At 41.1% G+C, this 19,602-nt stretch carries 16 protein-coding genes, 1 other RNA gene and 1 other annotated feature; of the genes, 2 read left to right on the forward strand and 15 right to left on the reverse strand.

Features of this window, described 5'->3' with window-relative positions; all coding sequences use genetic code 11:
- Positions 1-17: 17 nt before the first annotated feature.
- The 7 genes from paaA to BFU02S_RS01170 all read right to left on the reverse strand — a co-directional run bounded on the left by paaA (position 18) and on the right by BFU02S_RS01170 (position 8,642).
- The gene (paaA, locus tag BFU02S_RS01140) at positions 18-974 is read right to left on the reverse strand and encodes a 1,2-phenylacetyl-CoA epoxidase subunit PaaA (RefSeq protein ID WP_066365438.1); all 957 of its coding nucleotides are present in this window, start codon (positions 972-974) and stop codon (positions 18-20) included.
- Between the two features lie 158 nt (positions 975-1,132).
- The gene (gene paaK / locus BFU02S_RS01145) at positions 1,133-2,458 is read right to left on the reverse strand and encodes a phenylacetate--CoA ligase PaaK (RefSeq protein WP_066365440.1); all 1,326 of its coding nucleotides are present in this window, start codon (positions 2,456-2,458) and stop codon (positions 1,133-1,135) included.
- 165 nt (positions 2,459-2,623) lie between these two features.
- On the reverse strand, positions 2,624-4,000 hold the full coding sequence (locus BFU02S_RS01150) for an amino acid permease (RefSeq protein ID WP_066365442.1): 1,377 nt from the start codon (positions 3,998-4,000) through the stop codon (positions 2,624-2,626).
- An 82-nt stretch (positions 4,001-4,082) separates the two neighbouring features.
- On the reverse strand, positions 4,083-5,372 hold the full coding sequence (locus BFU02S_RS01155; protein WP_066365444.1) for a dihydrolipoamide acetyltransferase family protein: 1,290 nt from the start codon (positions 5,370-5,372) through the stop codon (positions 4,083-4,085).
- Positions 5,373-5,383: 11 nt separating this feature from the next.
- On the reverse strand, positions 5,384-6,397 hold the full coding sequence (locus BFU02S_RS01160; RefSeq protein ID WP_066365446.1) for an alpha-ketoacid dehydrogenase subunit beta: 1,014 nt from the start codon (positions 6,395-6,397) through the stop codon (positions 5,384-5,386).
- Positions 6,394-7,464 (reverse strand): pyruvate dehydrogenase (acetyl-transferring) E1 component subunit alpha, encoded by a 1,071-nt coding sequence (gene pdhA / locus BFU02S_RS01165; RefSeq protein WP_066365448.1) that lies wholly within the window; start codon positions 7,462-7,464, stop codon positions 6,394-6,396. Before pdhA ends, BFU02S_RS01160 begins: the two co-directional genes overlap by 4 nt.
- Positions 7,465-7,499: 35 nt before the next feature.
- Positions 7,500-8,642 carry a Leu/Phe/Val dehydrogenase gene (locus BFU02S_RS01170; RefSeq protein ID WP_066365451.1) on the reverse strand — a complete coding sequence of 381 codons (1,143 nt, stop codon included), beginning with the start codon at positions 8,640-8,642 and terminating at the stop codon, positions 7,500-7,502.
- Between the two features lie 260 nt (positions 8,643-8,902).
- On the opposite strand from BFU02S_RS01170, the gene BFU02S_RS01175 reads away from it, so the two are divergent.
- The gene (locus tag BFU02S_RS01175) at positions 8,903-9,370 is read left to right on the forward strand and encodes an Lrp/AsnC family transcriptional regulator (protein WP_066365454.1); all 468 of its coding nucleotides are present in this window, start codon (positions 8,903-8,905) and stop codon (positions 9,368-9,370) included.
- A 221-nt stretch (positions 9,371-9,591) separates the two neighbouring features.
- On the forward strand, positions 9,592-10,863 hold the full coding sequence (locus BFU02S_RS01180) for a replication-associated recombination protein A (RefSeq protein WP_066365458.1): 1,272 nt from the start codon (positions 9,592-9,594) through the stop codon (positions 10,861-10,863).
- Between the two features lie 56 nt (positions 10,864-10,919).
- Here the strand turns inward: BFU02S_RS01180 and BFU02S_RS01185 are convergent, their stop codons facing one another.
- The 8 genes from BFU02S_RS01185 to BFU02S_RS01215 all read right to left on the reverse strand — a co-directional run bounded on the left by BFU02S_RS01185 (position 10,920) and on the right by BFU02S_RS01215 (position 19,598).
- Positions 10,920-11,870, reverse strand: coding sequence for an ABC transporter permease (locus tag BFU02S_RS01185; protein ID WP_066365465.1), 951 nt, complete (start codon positions 11,868-11,870; stop codon positions 10,920-10,922).
- 188 nt (positions 11,871-12,058) lie between these two features.
- Positions 12,059-12,826, reverse strand: a complete 768-nt coding sequence (locus BFU02S_RS01190) for a tRNA threonylcarbamoyladenosine dehydratase (protein ID WP_066365468.1) — start codon at positions 12,824-12,826, stop codon at positions 12,059-12,061.
- A gap of 123 nt (positions 12,827-12,949) precedes the next feature.
- A non-coding RNA gene (gene ssrS / locus BFU02S_RS01195) (6S RNA) lies at positions 12,950-13,147 on the reverse strand.
- A gap of 64 nt (positions 13,148-13,211) precedes the next feature.
- Positions 13,212-14,981: an aspartate--tRNA ligase gene (aspS, locus tag BFU02S_RS01200; RefSeq protein ID WP_066365470.1), complete on the reverse strand. Its 1,770-nt coding sequence runs from the start codon at positions 14,979-14,981 to the stop codon at positions 13,212-13,214.
- 12 nt (positions 14,982-14,993) lie between these two features.
- A complete protein-coding gene (hisS, locus tag BFU02S_RS01205; RefSeq protein WP_066365473.1) occupies positions 14,994-16,265 on the reverse strand; it encodes a histidine--tRNA ligase in 1,272 nt (423 codons plus the stop codon).
- An 85-nt stretch (positions 16,266-16,350) separates the two neighbouring features.
- Positions 16,351-16,588: a binding site (T-box leader), on the reverse strand.
- Positions 16,589-16,647: 59 nt separating this feature from the next.
- Positions 16,648-16,824, reverse strand: coding sequence for a hypothetical protein (locus tag BFU02S_RS16945; protein ID WP_169797565.1), 177 nt, complete (start codon positions 16,822-16,824; stop codon positions 16,648-16,650).
- Positions 16,825-16,946: 122 nt separating this feature from the next.
- Positions 16,947-17,390: a D-aminoacyl-tRNA deacylase gene (gene dtd / locus BFU02S_RS01210; RefSeq protein ID WP_066365476.1), complete on the reverse strand. Its 444-nt coding sequence runs from the start codon at positions 17,388-17,390 to the stop codon at positions 16,947-16,949.
- A gap of 12 nt (positions 17,391-17,402) precedes the next feature.
- Positions 17,403-19,598, reverse strand: a complete 2,196-nt coding sequence (locus BFU02S_RS01215; RefSeq protein WP_066365477.1) for a RelA/SpoT family protein — start codon at positions 19,596-19,598, stop codon at positions 17,403-17,405.
- Positions 19,599-19,602: the final 4 nt, after the last annotated feature.

Consider the following 19,602-nt stretch of genomic DNA (forward strand, 5'->3'; position numbering starts at 1 on the left):
AAACCTTCTCCTTTTCGTTAAATTGCTGCCGCACTTAAGGCTTCACGTACCCATGCATTCGTTTCGTATGATACTCTGCGCAGGTTTAAGCGTGCTTGTGAACGTGGCCCATTGTTCATGATAATTTGTTTGAATTTACTCCAATCCGGCTGCTGATAAATCCATACTTTTTGTTCTTCGTCAAACCGTAATGTCGGGTCAGGAATCGTTAAACCTAATGACAAGATGCGCGGAACATATTTAGTAAAAAAGCTTTGTCTTAACTCTTCATTCGTACTGGTCCGGATCTTGTACTTAATCGTTATGTCCTGTTTACTTGAACCGGTTGTGTCACTGTTTGCTGGACCAAAAAACATCAGAAGAGCTTCCCACCATTCATTCAAGGATTCTTGAAGCATTTGTCTTTGTTCTTCTGTACCTTCTGCAAGTGCCATAATAATCGATTCTCCGTGATGCGCGTGGAAAACTTCTTCAGCACATATCCGGTGTAGTGCTCTTGAATATGGTCCATAAGAGCTATTTAGCATATTTGTCTGTGTGATAATTGCTGCACCATCGACAAGCCAGCCGATTAATCCAGCATCTGCCCAAGTTTTGGCAGGCATATGGAATACATTATGAAACTTTAATTTTCCGGTAAATAAGTCTTGCATAAGATCATCACGATCTTTCCCATACGGCTTTAACAAATCCTCTGCAACGCGAAGGAGCAATTGACCATGGCCCATTTCATCCTGAACTTTTGCCATGATTCCGAGTTTCCGTCTTAATGATGGAGCTTTCGGCACCCATTCTTTTTCAGGCAGTGCACCCATTATTTCACTGATGCCATGCATAGAGATTAATTTGATCAACGCTATACGATATTCCTCTGGCATCCAATCATCTGCTTCAATCTTGTCACCGGCTTCGATTCTTGCCATAAATTGTTCTAACTGTTCATGTTCTTCTAACTCTTTTTCAAGAATGCTCATATTGATACCACCTTTACATAATATAACGTTTATTTAACGTTATTATATTTCATTGTTATATTGATAGCAAGAATATTCTCTCATTTCCTTTTATAAGCAATTTTACCTATGTCTTGCATTACTCATTAATGTATAACAAAAATCGTAGCGCTTACATTTTAAACGACTGTTTCAGCATTTCTTCTATCAACAATACGTTTGGCTTTTCCCTCAGAACGGGGAAGGCTGCCTGGTTGATTAATAATCGTATCCATTGTCACCAAACAGTTTGATTTCATTTGGTGTTGGATGTTTCGTTTTAATTTCTGGATCATTGGATGCCCTAAATCTTGGGCAATTTCTCGATAAAGCAGATTGTCAATTTCAACATGAAGTTCAACATTGTCCAGGCTTCCCTTTTTTGTCAAGTGTATTTGATAATTTGGCACTAGTCCTTCAATTTGTAATAGGACCCGTTCAATTTCTGAAGGGAAAACGTTTACACCACGAATAATAAGCATATCATCTGTGCGCCCTTTCAAGCGCGACATTCTAGTATGTGTCCTGCCACACACGCACTTTTCACGAGTAATAGAAGCTATATCTCCTGTCCGGTAACGAATGATTGGTAGCGCTTCCTTCGTTAAGCTTGTAAATACCAGTTCACCATCCTGACCTTCTTCAACAGGCTCTAAGGTATCAGGGTTCAAAACTTCTACGTAAAAGTGATCCTCTGCAATATGCAAACCGTTTTGGGCTTCATGGCACTCTATGGCAACACCTGGTCCCATCACTTCGCTTAAACCATAAATGTCAATTGCTTTTATATCCAGTTTCCGTTCTAAAGTTGCCCTCATTTCCTCCGTCCATGGTTCAGCCCCAAAAATTCCGTATTCAAGGCTTGTTTCCCTTGGATCCATCCCCATCTTTTCCATCTGTTCAATAATATTCAAAATATAGGATGGAGTTCCGCATATGCCTCTTGGCTTAAAATCATTGATGATCGTGATTTGTCTTTCTGTATTGCCTCCTGAAATTGGAACAGTCACTACCCCCAGTTCCTCTGCCCCGTAATGAAGACCGAGCCCGCCGGTAAATAAACCATAACCATAAGCATTGTGGAATATATCCCCTTTCCTTCCACCTGCTGTGACAATGCCGCGTGCCACGATCTTTGCCCAATTTTTTATATCGTTTTTGGTATAGCCGACTACTGTTGGTTTGCCGCTTGTTCCCGATGACCCATGAACTCTGTTTACTTCATCCATTGGAACCGCAAATAAGCCAAATGGATATTGGTCACGCAAATCCTTTTTCTTTGTAAAAGGAAGTTTTCTTACATCATCTAATGATTGGATATCATCTGGTGTTATGCCTTGTTCAGCAAATTTTTCTTTATAAAACGGCACCTTTTCATACACTCTTTTTACCGTCTGCTGCAATCGAGCCAATTGTAGTTTTTCAAGCTCGGGCCGGCTCATTGTTTCTATTTCCGGATGGTACATTTTCTTCTACCTCCTTATATATAACATTAATTTAACGATTGTTTTAATTTAGTAATACAATTATAGATTAATACCACCTATTCTCTATGTCAATATTGTTGGTTGAATTTTTTTATAATTCAAAGAAAAAAAGCCAGGTAAAAAGCCTGGCAAAAATTATATTATTTAAATTGCACTTTTGTGATCGGTCTTCGTATCAAGTTTCACAACATCTTTAAATTTTATAACAGAAATCGTTATTAATAATGCTAAAACAAGCAGGCATGCTAAAATACTTACACGGTTTTGGCCGTCAAGAACAAAAGCAGTTAAAATAATGATTAAAAATACTAACGTAGCTCCGGTCACATACGGGAATCCCCATAGTTTAAAGCTAGGTTTTTTTGTATAGGAATGGCGGAGCTTTAACTGTGCAGAGCATATGCCAGTCCAAACTAATGAGACAACAAATCCAGGTACAGCCATTAGGACTCGAAACACTTGATCTTGTGCAATAAAGGCAACCATTGATCCGAGAGTAAGTATAACTGCGGTTAATAATAAACTTGTTGTTGGGACACCTTTTTTTGATACATACCCGAATGATTTTGGTGCCTCCCCTTCTGTGGCTAAAGAATGAAGCATTCTTGTACATCCATAAATACCTGAGTTTGCTGCTGATAAAACCGCTGTTATCAGTATAAAATTCATGATATGGGCAGATCCATGCAGACCGACCGTTGATAATACCTGAACAAATGGGCTTGCTTGATTGCTGATCTCGTTCCAAGGAATTAAACCACAAATAATAAAGATTGGGAGTGTGTAGAAAAGAACGATCCTTAGAATGAAGCTTTTAATTACTTTTGGCAAAATACTCTCAGCATTTTCTGTTTCAGTCACGGTGATCCCAATTAATTCTGAGCCTCCATATGAAAACATGACAATTAATAAAGCTGGAAAGATTGACAACCAACCTTTTGGAAAAATCCCACCATGATTTATATAGTTTTGCAGATATCCGGATTTTTCCGATGGGATGATCCCAAACAGAATACACGCCCCCAATACGATAAATACGATAATCATCAAAATTTTCACGCCTGCAAACCAAAACTCAAATTCCCCATAATTTTTGACATTCAAGATGTTAATACCGATAACAAACGCCGCGCACGCTAAACTAAGCACCCACAGCGGAACAGACGGGAGCCAGTACTGTAAAAAACTCCCGGCGACAACCACCTCTATAACACATACAGAAAGCCACATAAAGCAATACATCCAACCCATTACAAATGAGGCCCGTCTGCCGAACGCCTTTTGCACAAAGCCTTTTATATTTGTGTTCGGATAGACACTTGCCATCTCGGCAATTGCCCCCATCACAACTAGAAGGAATAATCCAGCCAATATATACGAGAAAATGACACCTGGTCCGGCTATTGAAACCGTTTCCGCACTTCCTTTAAAAATTCCTGTGCCAATCGCTCCCCCCATTGCCATCAAACTGATATGCCTTGGGAGCAGTCTCTTTTGCAGCCGTGTATTATTTGAATTCATCCATTCCACCCGCATTCGTATCATTTATGGAACATACTTTGACATCATACTATTTTGATTCCTAATTAGATGATTGCTGGTATTAAGCAAGTTCAATTGGCCATAATTTTGGGTTTTCAATTAGCTTTTTGAAATAGTTTGTAAAGGCAACAGCAGTTGCTCCGTCGGCTACACGATGATCAAAGGACATTGACATTGTCATGATGGAGCGGATACAAATCTCATCATTTTCCATTACGACAGGTATTTTTTTCGTTTTATGAAAGGCAATCAACCCCGTTTCCGGATAATTGATGATCGGAGTTGCGCCGATGCTGCCCAATGGACCGACGTTGCTAATCGTAAATGTTCCGTGTCTCATTTCATTCGGCTCCAATTTGCCTTCTTGTGCCTTTTTCGTCAGCATTTTGAGCTTTGCATGAATTTGGCGCACAGATAATCGATCCGCTTGATGGATTACGGGAACTATTAATCCTTCTTCTGTATCAACAGCGATGCCAATATTGTATTCCTTCTCTAAATAAATAACTTCATTTTCTTCATCAAGTTTTGCATTAAATACAGGGAACTGCTTTAATGCAAGTGTAATCGCCTTAATAAAGAAAGCTGCTGCCGAAATATGAATATCCATTTCTTTCAACTCATTTCGATAGGCTAATAGTTCTGTTAAATCGGCTTCTTCAAAATGAGTCACATGTGGAATGGTATAAAGAGACTGTGTCATCTTTTTAGCAATCTGCTTACGTCTTCCCCTGAAAGGAATGACCTCCGGCTTTTGGTGCTCCTGTATTAACTCATTTCGTCCCTTTCTCGGTCTGCGCTCCAGTTCAAATTCTGCTGTTTCTTTAGGACTGCTACTCTTGGATTCAGACGGTTCCGCTGGAAGCTCAGTCTGGTCTCGATTTTTCACATAATCGTATACATCTTTTACTGTTATTCTTCCATGGGGACCTGTACCGGTAATTTTCTCGATGTCCACAGCAAATTCACGTGCAATTTTCCGGGTATAAGGGGCCGCCATGATGAAGCGTTTTTCTCTAGGTTGTATTTCAGCAGCCATTTGTTCAGGTTCTTTATTCCCTATTTGACTAGTGATTTCTTGGGCGGGTTCAAATACGGGCTCTTCCGCTTTGTCATCACTTGTTTCCAATACAAGCAATGTGGTACCAACAGACACCATGCTGCCGTGATCAACCACAATATCCTTGACTTTTCCAGAAACAGGAGAAGGAATTTCTGCTACCATTTTATCAGTTTGTATTTCAACAAGTGGTTGATCGACCTGAACCACATCCCCCTCCTTGACAAAATAATGGATGACTTCTCCTTCTGTCATGCCTTCGCCAATATCATGCAATTTAACCTCAACCATTAGGATCCCCCCTAAAAATGGACTACTTTTTCAATTGCTTTCATGACCCTCTCCGGTGTCGGAAGGTATTGCTCCTCCAATGAGAAAAATGGGACAGGAACATCAAAACCTGTTACACGTTCAATTGGAGATTTCAAATATAAAAATGACGTATCGTTAATGATCGAAATAATGTCATTTCCTAATCCACCTGTTTGATGAGCTTCATGGACAATAACGGCGCGTCCTGTTTTTTGAACAGATTCGGTAATTATATCTTTATCAATCGGATACAATGTCCTTAAATCAATCACATCACATGTGATCCCCTGTTTCTTGGCCTGCTCAGCTGCCCGCAATGCTACTGAAACCATTGCCCCCCATGCAATCAAGGTCACATCATTTCCATCTTGCAGTTTCTTCCCTTTTCCGATTTCTACTGTGTATTTTCCTTCCGGAACCGCTTCCCGGCTTGCACGGTAAATTCTCATTGACTCCATAAATAAAACAGGATCCGGGTCTTCAATAGCCGCAATCAAGAGACCTTTGGCATCGTAAGCAGAAGACGGACAAACAACTTTTATTCCCGGCATATGGGTAAACAATGCTTCTACACTGTCTGAATGTATTTCTGGCGCACGAATGCCTGCGCCATATGGTGCCCGGATCACCATCGGAACAGTGAAACTACCCATCGTTCTCATCCGGATCCGGGATACATGGGTCATAATTTGTTCATATGCAGGATAGATAAACCCTAAAAATTGAATTTCAACCACCGGTTTGAAACCATTTACTGCCAGACCAATTGATGTGCCGACAATCCCAGCCTCACTTAACGGTGTATCGATGACCCGGTCTTCCCCAAATTGTTTCTGTAGACCTTCAGTCGCTCGGAATACACCGCCGTTTTTGCCAACATCTTCACCCAGCACTAGAACGCGCTCATCCTCTTCCAGCATTGTCCGCAGTCCATCCGTTACAGCCTGCACAAGCGTTAATTGATTTGTTTTGGTGGAGTTAACGATTGCTTTTTCTATCATCATCTGGCTTCCCTCCCAATTAATTGAAGGTATTGTTCCTTTTGCTGGGAAATTGTCCAAGTTGGTTTTTCAAATACATGATCAAATAAATCGTTCACATTTGGTTTAGGGTAATTTTCCATTTCCTTAACTGCTTGTTCTACCTCAGCGGCAATTTCATTTGTTATTTTCTGAACCCATTCTTCCTTCCAAATTCCGTTTGATTTCATATACCTTTCAACTCGAAGAAGAGGATCCCTTGTTTCTCTAATTACCTCACTTTCCGATTGATCACGGTATTTAGTGGGGTCATCTGATGTTGTATGTGCACCATATCTCCATGTCACGGCCTCAATTAATGTCGATCCTCCTCCGTGACGCGCGAATTTAAGCGCCTCCAACACTTGAAAATAAACAGCAAATATATCATTTCCATCAATTCGAAAGCCTGGCATATTATAGGCAAGAGCCTTTTGTGCTATTGTTTCAGAATTCATTTGTTTTTCAATCGGCACAGAAATCGCAAAACGATTATTTTGATTGAAGTAGACTACCGGGGCTTTAAATACACTGGCAAAATTTAAACCTTCGTGGAAATCGCCCTCTGATGTCGCACCATCACCAAAATAGGCAATGGCTGCATTTTTTGTACCTTTTCTCTTTTCTGCCAGTGCCGCTCCTGCCGCATGTGGTATTTGCGTGGCAATAGGAACAGCAGGTGGAAAAATCTTTTTCCCTTTCTCCGGTACACATCCTTCTAGACGTCCATTCCAATAAAGAAATATTCTCGACATGCCTGCTCCAAATGTTAAAGCAGCACCATGGTCGCGATAGGTGGGAAAGAGCCAATCATCCTTTTCAAGCGCTAGGGCACTTCCTACCTGTGACGCCTCCTGTCCCTCAAATGGCGCATATGTCCCGAGTCTTCCCTGCCTCTGTAAACTAATTGCTTTACGGTCAAACGTCCGAATCCGAATCATGTGATAATAAAATTTCTTAACCAATTCCTCCGTTATTGCCTTTCTATAATTCTCGTTTACTAGATTTCCGTTCTCATCAACAATTTGCAAAATTGGAAATTCAAGTTTCATACCATTCACCTCATCTATTGGAAGTCGGATTCATTTTAATGACCAATATCCCATTTAGGACGTTTCGCATGGGAGAAAAAACTATTTAACCTTTTACCATCCTCTATCCGTTTTTCACATAAACGATTAGCAGCCTGAACAGTTGTAATATCATCTAACTCTGCCTGTCTATAAACCTCTAATAAGGAGAAATAAATAGATTCAGTCTTCTTCAACACCCGCTCTTTGTTATAGCCGTAAAGTTCATCCGCTACTTGGATTAACCCGCCGGCATTTACAATATAGTCAGGGGCGTATAAAATTCCTTTTTGCTTCAACATTTCCCCGTGCTTTTCTGTAAGCAACTGATTATTAGCTGAACCAACGATTGCTTTTACCTTTAATTGTTCGATCGTTACATCATTGATGATTCCGCCTAAAGCACATGGAACAAAGACATCAGCTTTTACGGTATATACATCATCCCCGGATACAACCTTTACATTTCTTCCTAATTGTTTGGCTCGTTCTTGAATGAAGGCAATAGATTGCGGATTGATATCGTTTACAAAAAGATCAGCACCTGATTCAAGTAATTGTTCGGCTACTTTAAAACCTACTTTCCCTAACCCTTGGATGATATACGTTTTACCTGCCAACTCTTCACTTCCGAAAATTGTTTTATTGGTTGCTTTTAATCCATAAATGACGCCAAGTGCAGTTGGAATCGATGAATCTCCGCTGCCGCCGTAAGCTTCTGGAATTCCTACGATACATTTTGTTTCCCTTGACGCATGGACAAAGTCTTCAGTTGAAGTCCCCATATCTGTGCCAGTATAAAAACGGCCATTTAGAGAATCAACAAATTGACCAAAAGCTCTGAACATAGCTTGAGTTTTGTCTGTTAAAGGATTGCCGATGATGACCGCTTTTCCACCGCCAAAGTCGACATCGGCTGCGGCACATTTGTATGTCATGCCCTTCGAAAGTCTTAATACATCTTCCAACGCCTCATCGAATGAAGCATATGGATACATTCTGCAACCGCCCAACGCAGGACCAAGGGTAGTATTATGAATAGCAATAATTGATTTAAGTCCTGTATTGGGATCATTACAAAAAACGATTTGTTCATGTTCATGTATTTTTTCCAAAATAGTTGTTTGTATAGAAGTAGCTTTTTCCTTTAATGTGTTCATCACTAAGCCTCCGCTTCATTATTTTAGATAGCGCTTTCACGATCATCAGCCGTTCATATGCATAGCCAGATGATTTCTTGAATACAAAAAAATAATAACTATAACACTTATTGAACTAGCGTGAAAATTATGTTTATAATAGTATGATAGTAAAAAATGAAAGCGATTTATATACCATATTGCATAATTTTTAAGTTCCAATTATACATTTTGAATAAGTTTCAAATGAAAAAACTTCATTTTTTATAGGAGGTCATTCAATGGATCAAATTGATATTTGTCTTCTGAAACTCCTTCAAGAGAATGCCCGTATGACCATCAGCGAATTGTCTAAGAGATTATCGCTTAGCCGTCCAAGTGTTACGGAGCGATTAAACAGACTGCAGGAAAAAGGAATTATTGATGGGTTTAGTGCACGGATTTGCCCGAAGAAAATTGGCCGGGATGTGGTCGTTTATATCCAATTAAGTGAAATCAAAATGTGTTCTTATACGGATTTTGAGGAGTGGATTAAAAAAGACCCGGATATAGTGGAGTGTCATCGGTTAACTGGGCCTGTCAGTTACTTGCTAAAAGCTGCCGTTGCCGGTATGGATCATTTAAGCAGCCTGATTGATCGACTGACACCATACGGGAATGTCAATACGTCCATTGTTTTATCATCCCCCATTTCGTTTCGCTGTATTACGCCGCATACCAATGAACCTTGCCTAAAGGCTATGGAATAAGACATGCTACTAATTGGAAAACTCTTGTGCCATTGGAACCTCACGCTTAGCTTTCGTATAAGTCGTCCGTTACTTATGTTGCCAAGACATTTTATAGTCTAAATTTCTAATAAAATATTCAAAATAATAGAATGGTAGAAATGAGACCTATTGTTCTTAAGTGTGTTTTTGCTGGCATAAATGATATGATAGAAAACAGATATTTCTTTGGAGGATTGTTTATGCAGCAAAAACCATTGGCCTATCGGATGCGTCCGCGTACAATAGAAGAGATCGTCGGTCAAGAGCATCTTGTCGGTGAAGGAAAAATTATTTCCAGAATGGTCAAGGCGTGTCAACTGACTTCCATGATTCTCTATGGCCCTCCCGGCATTGGCAAAACATCCATCGCCAGTGCGATTGCCGGAAGCACCAAATATGCATTTAGAACCCTTAATGCCGTCACCCATAATAAGAAGGATATGGAAATTGTCGCCGCTGAAGCGAAAATGTCAGGAAAAGTGATTCTTCTCCTGGATGAGGTCCACCGATTAGATAAAGCCAAGCAGGATTTTTTATTACCATATCTCGAAAATGGAATGATCGTGTTAATCGGAGCGACAACGAGCAACCCTTATCACGCTATCAATCCCGCTATCCGCAGCCGCTGTCAAATTTTCGAACTAAAACCATTAACGCCTGAGGAGGTTACGCAAGCTCTAAAACGCGCTTTGAAGGATGAGGAACGGGGTTTAGGAAAGTTAAAAATTGAGATTTCCCAAGAGGCTTTACTTCACTTTGCACGAGGGGCAGGTGGTGATGTGAGGAGTTCTTTAAACGCCCTGGAGCTGGCGGTATTGTCAACCGATCCCGATAAAGAAGGAGTTATTCATATTACTTTAGCAGCGGCGGAAGAATGCATGCAAAAGAAAAGTATACCTGCTGACAAGGATGGCGATGCTCATTATGATGTGATATCAGCCTTCCAAAAATCAATCCGGGGTAGCGATGTAAATGCAGCCCTGCACTATTTGGCGAGGCTCATCGAAGCAGGAGATTTGCCAAGTATTAGCCGCCGCCTGATTGTCATTGCCTATGAAGACATCGGACTAGCCAACCCTCAGGCAGGACCACGAACATTGGCGGCGATCGAAACAGCGGAACGGCTTGGCTTTCCGGAAGGACGTATCCCACTCGCAAATGCCGTGATTGAATTATGTCTCTCGCCTAAATCGAATTCCGCCATTACTGCCATCGACGCGGCTCTCGCCGACATCCAAAAAGGAATCATTGGAGAAGTGCCGGATCACTTGAAAGACGCCCATTATAAAGGAGCCAAAGAGCTTGGGAGGGGAATCGGATATTTGTATCCCCACAATTACGAAAACGGCTGGGTACCGCAAGACTATTTGCCAAACAAACTGAAACACAAACAATACTACCAGCCGAAAAAAACCGGGAAATTCGAGCAGGCACTCGCAGCCGTATATGAGAAACTAACACGGAAACATTAAAAAACGGTGTCAGGCACCATGTGAAAAATTCACATGGTGCCTGACACCGTTAAGTTTTATGCCGCAACATCCCGTTTCTTGAAAACAATGTAAGAAAGAGTTTGAAAAGTAACAAAATATATGACAAGCATGGCAATAGAAAACGGCAGTGTCATTCCATCAACAAGTGGTGTTCCTTCGATATACTGCTTTAAATCCGTATTGGCAAACAAACTATATTTTGCCCAGGAATATTTTAAAGCGAGCAACGCTGTGAACTGATCTCCGGTGAATAGTAAGAACAGCGAGAGTCCAATCGCCAGTGAGCTATTCCGGAAAACGGTTGAAATCATGAACGCCATTGTTACCAACATAATCATTTTAATCGAGTTCAACCCATAATAGATAAGGAGATGAACGACAATATTTTGCTCGGTAACCTTGCCATTATAATAATCTAAGTATGGAACAGTCCTTTCCGGCGGTCCAAAAAGGATCATTCCCAAGACAGTTGAACAAACAAACAGCACCGCCAGCATAAAGAAGGCACATAATAAAACTGTTAAATATTTTGATGTCAGGATCTTTGTCCGGCTGATCGGCCGAATCAAAAGCAGCTTAACGGTCCCCCAATTAAATTCACTGGCAACAATTCCAGCCGCAATAATGATCGTGAATAATCCTGTTAATATAATTAATTCCGATGCATCTTTTACAAATGACCAAACATGGTATTTCGTTTCTTTAGGTGGTAAATTGTGTTGAATTCGATAGTTATTAATGGCCATTTCTTTTTTAAAAAATTGTTTTTCTACTTTGGAATGACTTTGCTGCAATTGCCTATTTAACGCGTCATTTTCTTCCTTCAGTGTTTCTGTCCAATTTTTCTCAACCGTTATCGTTCCGCTTGTCTGATATTTTGTAAAAATGCCAAGCACCGTCACCCCTATAACTAGGATGGTAATCATTACATACGTTCCCGGGCGTTTGAAAATTTTTATCCATTCATTTTTGATTAAGTTAACCATGTGCTGCCCCCCTTTGAATATTCAGACATAATGATATAATTTAAGTGCTACAACTTTCGCCATTGATGCAAAAAAAGGTTTTCATTCCCCTTTCATCTTACGGGCAATAAAATCTTAATTACCAGAGTGATTTTATCTCTCCTAATGTAATAAAACCCCATCCAAGTATAGATGAGGTCTTATCCTAACTAGTTTTCATCCTTCACACGAGTAATCTTAATATCCTTCAACAATTCCCGAACAACATAGCTTGCCATGATTAGGCCGCATGTTGATGGGACGAATGCATTGGATGAAGGCGGCATTTTTGCTTTTCGAATCTCAGCCTGTTCATTACCAACTACTTTGCGGACATCCTCGCGAATCACAATCGGGCTTTCATCAGAAAAGACGACCGGAATACCTTTTCTAATTCCATCTTTTCGAAGTTTAGCTCGGATGACCTTTGCAATCGGGTCTGTATGTGTTTTTGAAATATCGGCGATTTGGAAGCGGGTCGGGTCCATTTTATTGGCCGCTCCCATACTTGAAATAATCGGGATATTTCTTTTCAAACATTCTTTCATCAAATGAACTTTATAAATAATCGTATCAGAGGCGTCAACAAAGAAATCGATTTTGTGGCTGAAAATTTCTTCATAGGTTTCTTCCGTGTAAAACATTTTAAGCGGAATTACTTCACAATCGGGATTAATATCTTTAATCCGCGCTGCCATAATATCGACTTTTGGCTGGCCAATAGTTGAGAGCAGTGCAACAAGTTGCCGATTCACATTGGTAATATCAACATCGTCTTTATCAATCAAGATCAACCGTCCGACTCCAGAGCGGGCAAGAGCTTCCGCAGCAAATGAGCCGACACCGCCAATCCCTAAAACAGCGACCGTGCTGTTTTTCATGATATCAAGACCTTCTTTCCCTATTGCAAGCTCATTACGAGAAAATTGATGCAGCATTGATGTTCCTCCAAATTTAAATTTCACATAGTACTATCATATCACGTTAAAAAATATATCATACTTTGACCTTTAATATATAAGAAAAACCCCCAACCAGGGGGCAATGAATGCAAAAATATAGAGAGTCCCAATGATGCCGTCGCTTTTTAATCCCTTGTTTTGATCCCGCATTCAGCAGGTGGGTGTCCTATTTCGGATGTTGTAAGTCCCCGGGCTCGTCAAAGAGCAGGGCATTTACGCAATCAGAAAACTCCGGACTCCCGAGTAAATAATGTTCGGTCAAAACTTAAGGTGATTCAACGTACATCTCAGGACTCTCTTTAACTTACGTTCATCATAGCATATTTGGAAAACGGCTTCAAGGTGAAAGGACTATTTTCTATTATTTCGTAACCTTTAATGACAAATGCAATTCTTCCAATTGAGCATCCGAAACTTCACCTGGTGCATCCGTTAACAGACAGCTAGCACTTGCTGTTTTTGGAAAAGCAATCGTATCTCTCAGGTTAGAACTTCCGGCTAAAAGCATGACTAAACGGTCAAGGCCGATGGCGATACCGCCATGTGGCGGTGTGCCATATTCAAATGCATTCATCAGAAATCCAAATTGCTCCCTAGCCTGTTCTGGTGTGAATCCAAGAACGTTGAACATTTTCTCTTGAATATTACGTTCGAATATCCTTAAGGAGCCGCCGCCAAGCTCATACCCATTCAACACGATGTCATAGGCTTGGGCCCGTACTTTTGACGGATCCGAATCGAGCAGCGGTAAATCTTCCCGAACCGGCATTGTAAATGGATGATGGGCAGCATAATAACGACCTTCTTCTTCATCGTATTCAAGGAGCGGCCAGTCTGTAATCCATAAGAAATGGAATAAGCTTTGGTCAATCAAATTCAATTCTTTACCAAGTTTAAGCCTAAGAGCTCCTAAGGAATCGGCAACAACACTCTTCTTGTCAGCGACAAACAGCAACAAGTCCCCTTCTGTCGCTTCAAGGGTTGCTTTTATTGCTGCGCCTTCCTCTTCTGAGAAGAATTTCGCGATCGGGCCTTTTAAGCCGTCTGTCTCCACTTTTAACCATGCAAGACCTTTAGCGCCGTATCGTGCAGCAAACTCACCCAGAGCATCAATATCCTTGCGGGAGTACTTATCCGCACTGCCTTTCACATTAATGGCTTTTACTTGGCCTCCGTTTGCAACTGCACTTGAAAAAACCTTAAAGCCTGAATCTTTTACAATTTCGGAAACATCGACGAGTTCCAGTCCGAAGCGGGTATCCGGCTTATCTGAACCGAAGCGGCTTATAGCTTCATCATAGCTCATCCGCGGGAACGGAGTGGTAATTTCTAATCCTTTTACATCCTTCATCAATTTGGACATCATTCTTTCGAGCATGTCCATGATGTCCTCTTGACTTAGGAAACTAGTTTCAATATCAACTTGTGTAAATTCCGGCTGCCGGTCAGCCCGTAAGTCTTCATCGCGGAAGCAGCGGGCAATTTGATAGTAGCGTTCAATACCTCCCACCATTAAAAGCTGCTTGAACAGCTGCGGTGATTGCGGCAGTGCATAAAATTCACCCGGATGTACACGGCTTGGGACTAAATAGTCACGGGCACCTTCTGGGGTACTTTTCGTTAAAATTGGTGTCTCGATATCGATAAATCCTTCTGAATCAAGGAAATTTCGAATGGTTTGCGTCACTTGATGGCGCATTTTTAATGTTTCAAACATAACCGGGCGGCGAAAATCTAAATAACGGTATTTTAACCTTACATCCTCCGATGCATCTGTTTTATCGGAAATTGTAAACGGTGGTGTTTTCGCCTCATTAATGATCGTTACGGTTTCAGCTTGGACTTCTATTTTTCCAGTTTTTATGTTCTGATTAATGGTTTCCGGATCACGGGCAACAACGGTCCCGACAACATCTAATACATATTCATTGCGGATTTTCTCCGCCGTTTGTAATGCTTCCTGCGATACTTCCGGATTAAAAACAACTTGAATAATTCCGGAGCGGTCGCGGAGATCGATAAAAATTAATCCTCCCAAGTCACGCCGCCGCTGTACCCAGCCTTTTAATGTCACCTTTTCCCCTATTGCCCTTTCTGGTACATCTCCACAAAAATATGATCTGCCAAACATGTTTATCCTCCTTTAACCATGAAGCTTAAGGAATTGCTCAACAAAAGCATCCAAAGCCAGTTCTGTTTGTTCTCCTGTCGCCATATTTTTCACACTAATTTTGTTGTTTTTTAACTCTTCTTCACCTAAAGTGGCAACATACTTCGCTTTCAAGCGGTCAGCTGCCTTAAATTGTGCTTTTATTTTGCGGTCTAAGTAATCTCGTTCTGCAGAAAAACCAGCCAGACGAAGCTGCTGCAGCAGTCCAACCGTATAATCTTTTGCCTCTTGGCCAATTGCTGCCAGATAACAGTCAATGCCTTCCCCAACATTTGGCTCAATTCCTTCTGCTTTCAATGCAGCGATAAACCGCTCGATACTGAGTGCAAAACCTATTCCGGCTGTATTCGGCCCGCCGATTTCCTCTACTAAGCCGTTATAGCGGCCGCCGCCGCAAAGGGTAGAAATCGCGCCAAAGCCCTCAACATCACTCATGATTTCAAACGTTGTATGATTATAGTAATCTAAACCTCTTACTAATTTGGCATCCACTTCAAATGGGATATCAAGCTGTGTTAAATACTGTTTGACCTTCTCAAAATAGGCTTTCGATTCATCATTAAGATAATCCAGGATGGATGGAGCTGTTTTCATTAATTCGTGGTCACGGTCTTGTTTGCAATCCAGAATTCTCAGCGGATTCTTCTCAAGCCGTGTTTGGCAATCGTGGCAAAACTCCCCGATTCGTGGCTTGAAGTGATTCACTAATGCCTCACGATGGGCTTTGCGGCTTTCTTGATCCCCAAGACTATTTATGATGAGTTTCAGCTTTTTTAAGCCCATTTCTTTATAAAGATTCATGGCAAGAGAAATCACTTCGGCGTCAATAGCTGGATCGGTTGAGCCAAGCGCCTCGATACCAAATTGAACAAACTGGCGGAAACGGCCTGCCTGCGGACGTTCATATCGGAACATCGGCCCCATATAATAAAGCTTCACAGGCTGTTGAGCTTGCCCAAACATTTTCTTCTCGACAAATGCTCTCACGACCGGAGCCGTTCCTTCCGGCCTTAGTGTAATACTTCGCCCTCCGCGGTCTTCGAATGTATACATTTCCTTTTGAACGATATCGGTAGTATCGCCGACACCTCTTAAAAAAAGCTCGGTATGTTCAAAAATCGGCGTGCGAATTTCTTGATATTGATAATTTCGGCAAAGCTCTCTTGCTTTTGTTTCAATTTGCTGCCACAGTTCAACTTCTTCAGGCAATATGTCCTGAGTCCCTCTTGGGATGCTGATTGACATAGCGAAAACCTCCTCTTAAAATGACTTAATCATTATGTATGGATTTCCATTTCCAAATAAAAAAACTTCCACCCCCTGTATAAAAACAAGGGACGGAAGTTTAATCCGCGGTGCCACCCTAGTTGAAGTGCATGAAATTCATGCCTTCCTCTCAAACAGTTAACGCCTGTAACGTTCATCTCCTAGTAGAGCATCATGCTTTTTCAGAGCGAAACCTACGGAGTGTTCATTCATTAAGATTCATGCAGAAATGCTTTCAGCCCTGGGCATTTCCTCTCTGTTCATGGAATGGCTTAATTACTATTCTCCATCATCGGTTATGTCGAAATTTCAATTATATTTATTTATCTTACGGACCATTGCAGATTATGTCAAGTACGATTTAGGTTCTTTCTAAATATTTTTTTAACTTTCTGACATCCCGTGATGTTAATCCGAATTCCGATGCAAGCTCAAACGGAGCGTCATGTTGTTCTTTTTGAAAAACATCATGGAAATCCGCACCAAACATACGGCCTTCCAATGATTGAATCATTATTCCTTTTTCACTTGATCTCAAGCCTATTCACCCCTGATTTTTCATTCGTAAACATTATTATTTCCAAACAATGTATAAAAATATCAGGGGAAATTTCCTTTTTGAGAATAAACAAAAGGCCTGGAACCACAAAAGTCCAGGTCTTACTCTTTACTGTCTACAATTAATGTTACAGGGCCATCATTGATTAAAGCAACATCCATCATGGCTCCAAATACACCGGTTTCAACATGAATTCCTTTCTGCCGGAGCAGCTGGTTAAAGGTCCTATATATTTCAATGGCATGTTCTGGTCTTGCTGCCGCCAAAAAATTAGGCCTTCTGCCTTTACGGCAATCTCCATAAAGAGTGAATTGCGATACAGAAAGAATTTCACCGCCTACATCCAGCAGCGATAAATTCATTTTCCCGTTTTCGTCTTCGAATATTCTAAGGTTGGCTATTTTATCAGCCAGAAAGCGGGCATCCTCTTCTACATCATCATGCGTAACGCCAACAAGAAGAACAAGACCCTTGGTGATTTGGCCGGTCACTTCACCGTTTACAGTAACACTGGCCGCTTTACTGCGCTGTACAACAATTCGCATGCTAAATACTCCTTAATTCATCATTCGACGGACCGAGTAAATATCAGGAATTTGTTTGATCCGGTCCACAACTTTTCGTAAATGGGCGACATTATGAATCGAAATCGACATATTAATCGCAGCCATTTTATTACGGTCGGTTTTACCTGTTACAGCCGAAATATTCGTTTTAGTCTCATTCACCGCTTGAAGAACTTCATTTAACAAACCACTGCGGTCAAAACCGCTAATTTCAATATCAACATTGTATTCTTTGCGATCGTTTAAAGATGATTCCCACTCGACAGGGATTAATCTTGGTTGTGCTTCCTCTTTATCAAGATTGGTACAATCTGCCCGATGAACGGAAACTCCACGGCCTTTCGTAATATAACCGACAATTTCATCACCTGGAATCGGATTACAGCACCGGGACAGGCGGATTAACAAGTTATCAATTCCTTGAACTCGGACACCGGATTCCCGTTTTTTCGAGGAAGGAAACGTCTTTAGGTCAGAAATCGCCTTCGTGAGGTCTGCGGATTGTTCCTGATCGCGTTTTTTCCTCCATTTTTCTGTCAGTCGGTTGGCTACCTGCAAGGCCGTGACCCCATTATAACCAACAGCTGCATACATATCTTCTTCATTAGAAAAATTAAATTTCTCCGCAACCTTTTTTAAATTTTCTGGAGTTAAAATCTCCTTCACATCAAATTCCATATTGCGGATTTCTTTTTCGACCAATTCCTTGCCTTTTATGATATTTTCTTCGCGGCGCTGCTTTTTAAAGAAAGCGCGGATTTTATTTTTCGCCTGTGAAGTTTGTGCAAGCTTAAGCCAATCCTGACTTGGTCCGTAAGAATGCTTGGAAGTCAAAATTTCAACAATATCGCCTGTTTTCAGCTTATAATCCAATGTAACCATCTTGCCATTAACTTTGGCTCCAATCGTCTTATTGCCGATTTCCGAGTGAATTCGATAGGCAAAGTCGATCGGTACAGAACCGGACGGCAATTCGATGACATCCCCTTTTGGTGTAAAGACAAACACCATGTCGGAAAACAGGTCGATCTTTAATGATTCCATGAATTCTTCAGCATTGGCAATATCATTTTGAAACTCAAGAATTTCTCTGAACCATGTCAGCTTTTGATCAAAGGATGTGCTTTCGTTTACAGCCTTCCCCTCTTTATATGCCCAGTGGGCCGCGATCCCGAATTCCGCGATCCGATGCATTTCAAATGTGCGGATCTGCACTTCCAAAGGATCACCTTTAGGACCAATCACAGTGGTATGCAAAGACTGATACATATTCGGCTTTGGCATCGCAATATAGTCTTTGAAGCGTCCTGGCATCGGTTTCCAACATGTATGAATAATTCCCAATACCGCATAGCAATCTTTTATACTACTTACGACAATGCGCACTGCCAGCAAATCATAAATTTCATTGAACTGCTTATTTTGCAGGGCCATTTTGCGATAAATGCTGTAAATATGCTTAGGCCTTCCGGAAAGCTCGGCTTTGATTGAAACTTCTTTCAGCCGATCCTGAACCTCTTTCATAACATCTTCAAGGTATTGCTCCCGTTCCGCCCTCTTCTTCTTCATTAAATTCACAATCCGATAGTATTGCTGCGGATTTAAATAGCGCAAAGCCGTATCCTCAAGCTCCCACTTAATCTTTGAGATTCCAAGCCTATGGGCCAATGGTGCAAAAATCTCCAATGTTTCGTTTGAAATCCTACGCTGTTTTTCAGCAGGAAGATGTTTAAGTGTCCGCATATTGTGAAGCCGGTCGGCAAGCTTAATCAAAATCACCCTGATATCCTGCGCCATAGCAACAAACATTTTCCTGTGATTTTCTGCCTGTTGCTCTTCGTGCGATTTATATTTAATTTTCCCTAATTTGGTAACCCCGTCGACAAGCATAGCTATTTCCGGATTAAAAGCATCCTCTATATCTTGTAAAGATACATTCGTATCTTCCACAACATCATGAAGAAAACCGGCAGCGACCGTATCCGGATCCATCTGCAGATCTGCCAAGATTCCCGCAACTTGAATCGGATGAATAATGTACGGTTCACCAGATTTGCGATATTGGTCACGATGAGCATATTTGGCAAATTCATATGCTTTTTTTACTAAAGCAACATGCTCCTCGTTTAAATATTTCCTAGTCTTGTCGATGACCTGGTCGGCTGTCAACACTTGATCATTCGCCATGAAA

The organism is Neobacillus fumarioli NBRC 102428 (genome assembly GCF_001591485.1).
Taxonomy (GTDB): Bacteria; Bacillota; Bacilli; order Bacillales; family Cytobacillaceae; genus Neobacillus; species Neobacillus fumarioli.

Excerpts from the sequence above, each read along its gene's own strand:
- BFU02S_RS01150 (WP_066365442.1), bottom strand. The coding sequence starts at position 4,000 with ATGAATTCAAATAATACACGGCTGCAAAAGAGACTGCTCCCAAGGCAT.
- BFU02S_RS01170 (WP_066365451.1), bottom strand. The coding sequence starts at position 8,642 with ATGAACACATTAAAGGAAAAAGCTACTTCTATACAAACAACTATTTTG.
- BFU02S_RS01160 (WP_066365446.1), bottom strand. The coding sequence starts at position 6,397 with ATGATGATAGAAAAAGCAATCGTTAACTCCACCAAAACAAATCAATTA.
- paaK (WP_066365440.1), bottom strand. The coding sequence starts at position 2,458 with ATGTACCATCCGGAAATAGAAACAATGAGCCGGCCCGAGCTTGAAAAA.
- BFU02S_RS01190 (WP_066365468.1), bottom strand. The coding sequence starts at position 12,826 with ATGCTGCATCAATTTTCTCGTAATGAGCTTGCAATAGGGAAAGAAGGT.
- BFU02S_RS01180 (WP_066365458.1), top strand. The coding sequence starts at position 9,592 with ATGCAGCAAAAACCATTGGCCTATCGGATGCGTCCGCGTACAATAGAA.
- BFU02S_RS01215 (WP_066365477.1), bottom strand. The coding sequence starts at position 19,598 with ATGGCGAATGATCAAGTGTTGACAGCCGACCAGGTCATCGACAAGACT.
- hisS (WP_066365473.1), bottom strand. The coding sequence starts at position 16,265 with ATGTCAATCAGCATCCCAAGAGGGACTCAGGACATATTGCCTGAAGAA.
- aspS (WP_066365470.1), bottom strand. The coding sequence starts at position 14,981 with ATGTTTGGCAGATCATATTTTTGTGGAGATGTACCAGAAAGGGCAATA.
- BFU02S_RS01175 (WP_066365454.1), top strand. The coding sequence starts at position 8,903 with ATGGATCAAATTGATATTTGTCTTCTGAAACTCCTTCAAGAGAATGCC.
- paaA (WP_066365438.1), bottom strand. The coding sequence starts at position 974 with ATGAGCATTCTTGAAAAAGAGTTAGAAGAACATGAACAGTTAGAACAA.
- BFU02S_RS01185 (WP_066365465.1), bottom strand. The coding sequence starts at position 11,870 with ATGGTTAACTTAATCAAAAATGAATGGATAAAAATTTTCAAACGCCCG.
- BFU02S_RS01155 (WP_066365444.1), bottom strand. The coding sequence starts at position 5,372 with ATGGTTGAGGTTAAATTGCATGATATTGGCGAAGGCATGACAGAAGGA.
- dtd (WP_066365476.1), bottom strand. The coding sequence starts at position 17,390 with ATGCGAATTGTTGTACAGCGCAGTAAAGCGGCCAGTGTTACTGTAAAC.
- pdhA (WP_066365448.1), bottom strand. The coding sequence starts at position 7,464 with ATGAAACTTGAATTTCCAATTTTGCAAATTGTTGATGAGAACGGAAAT.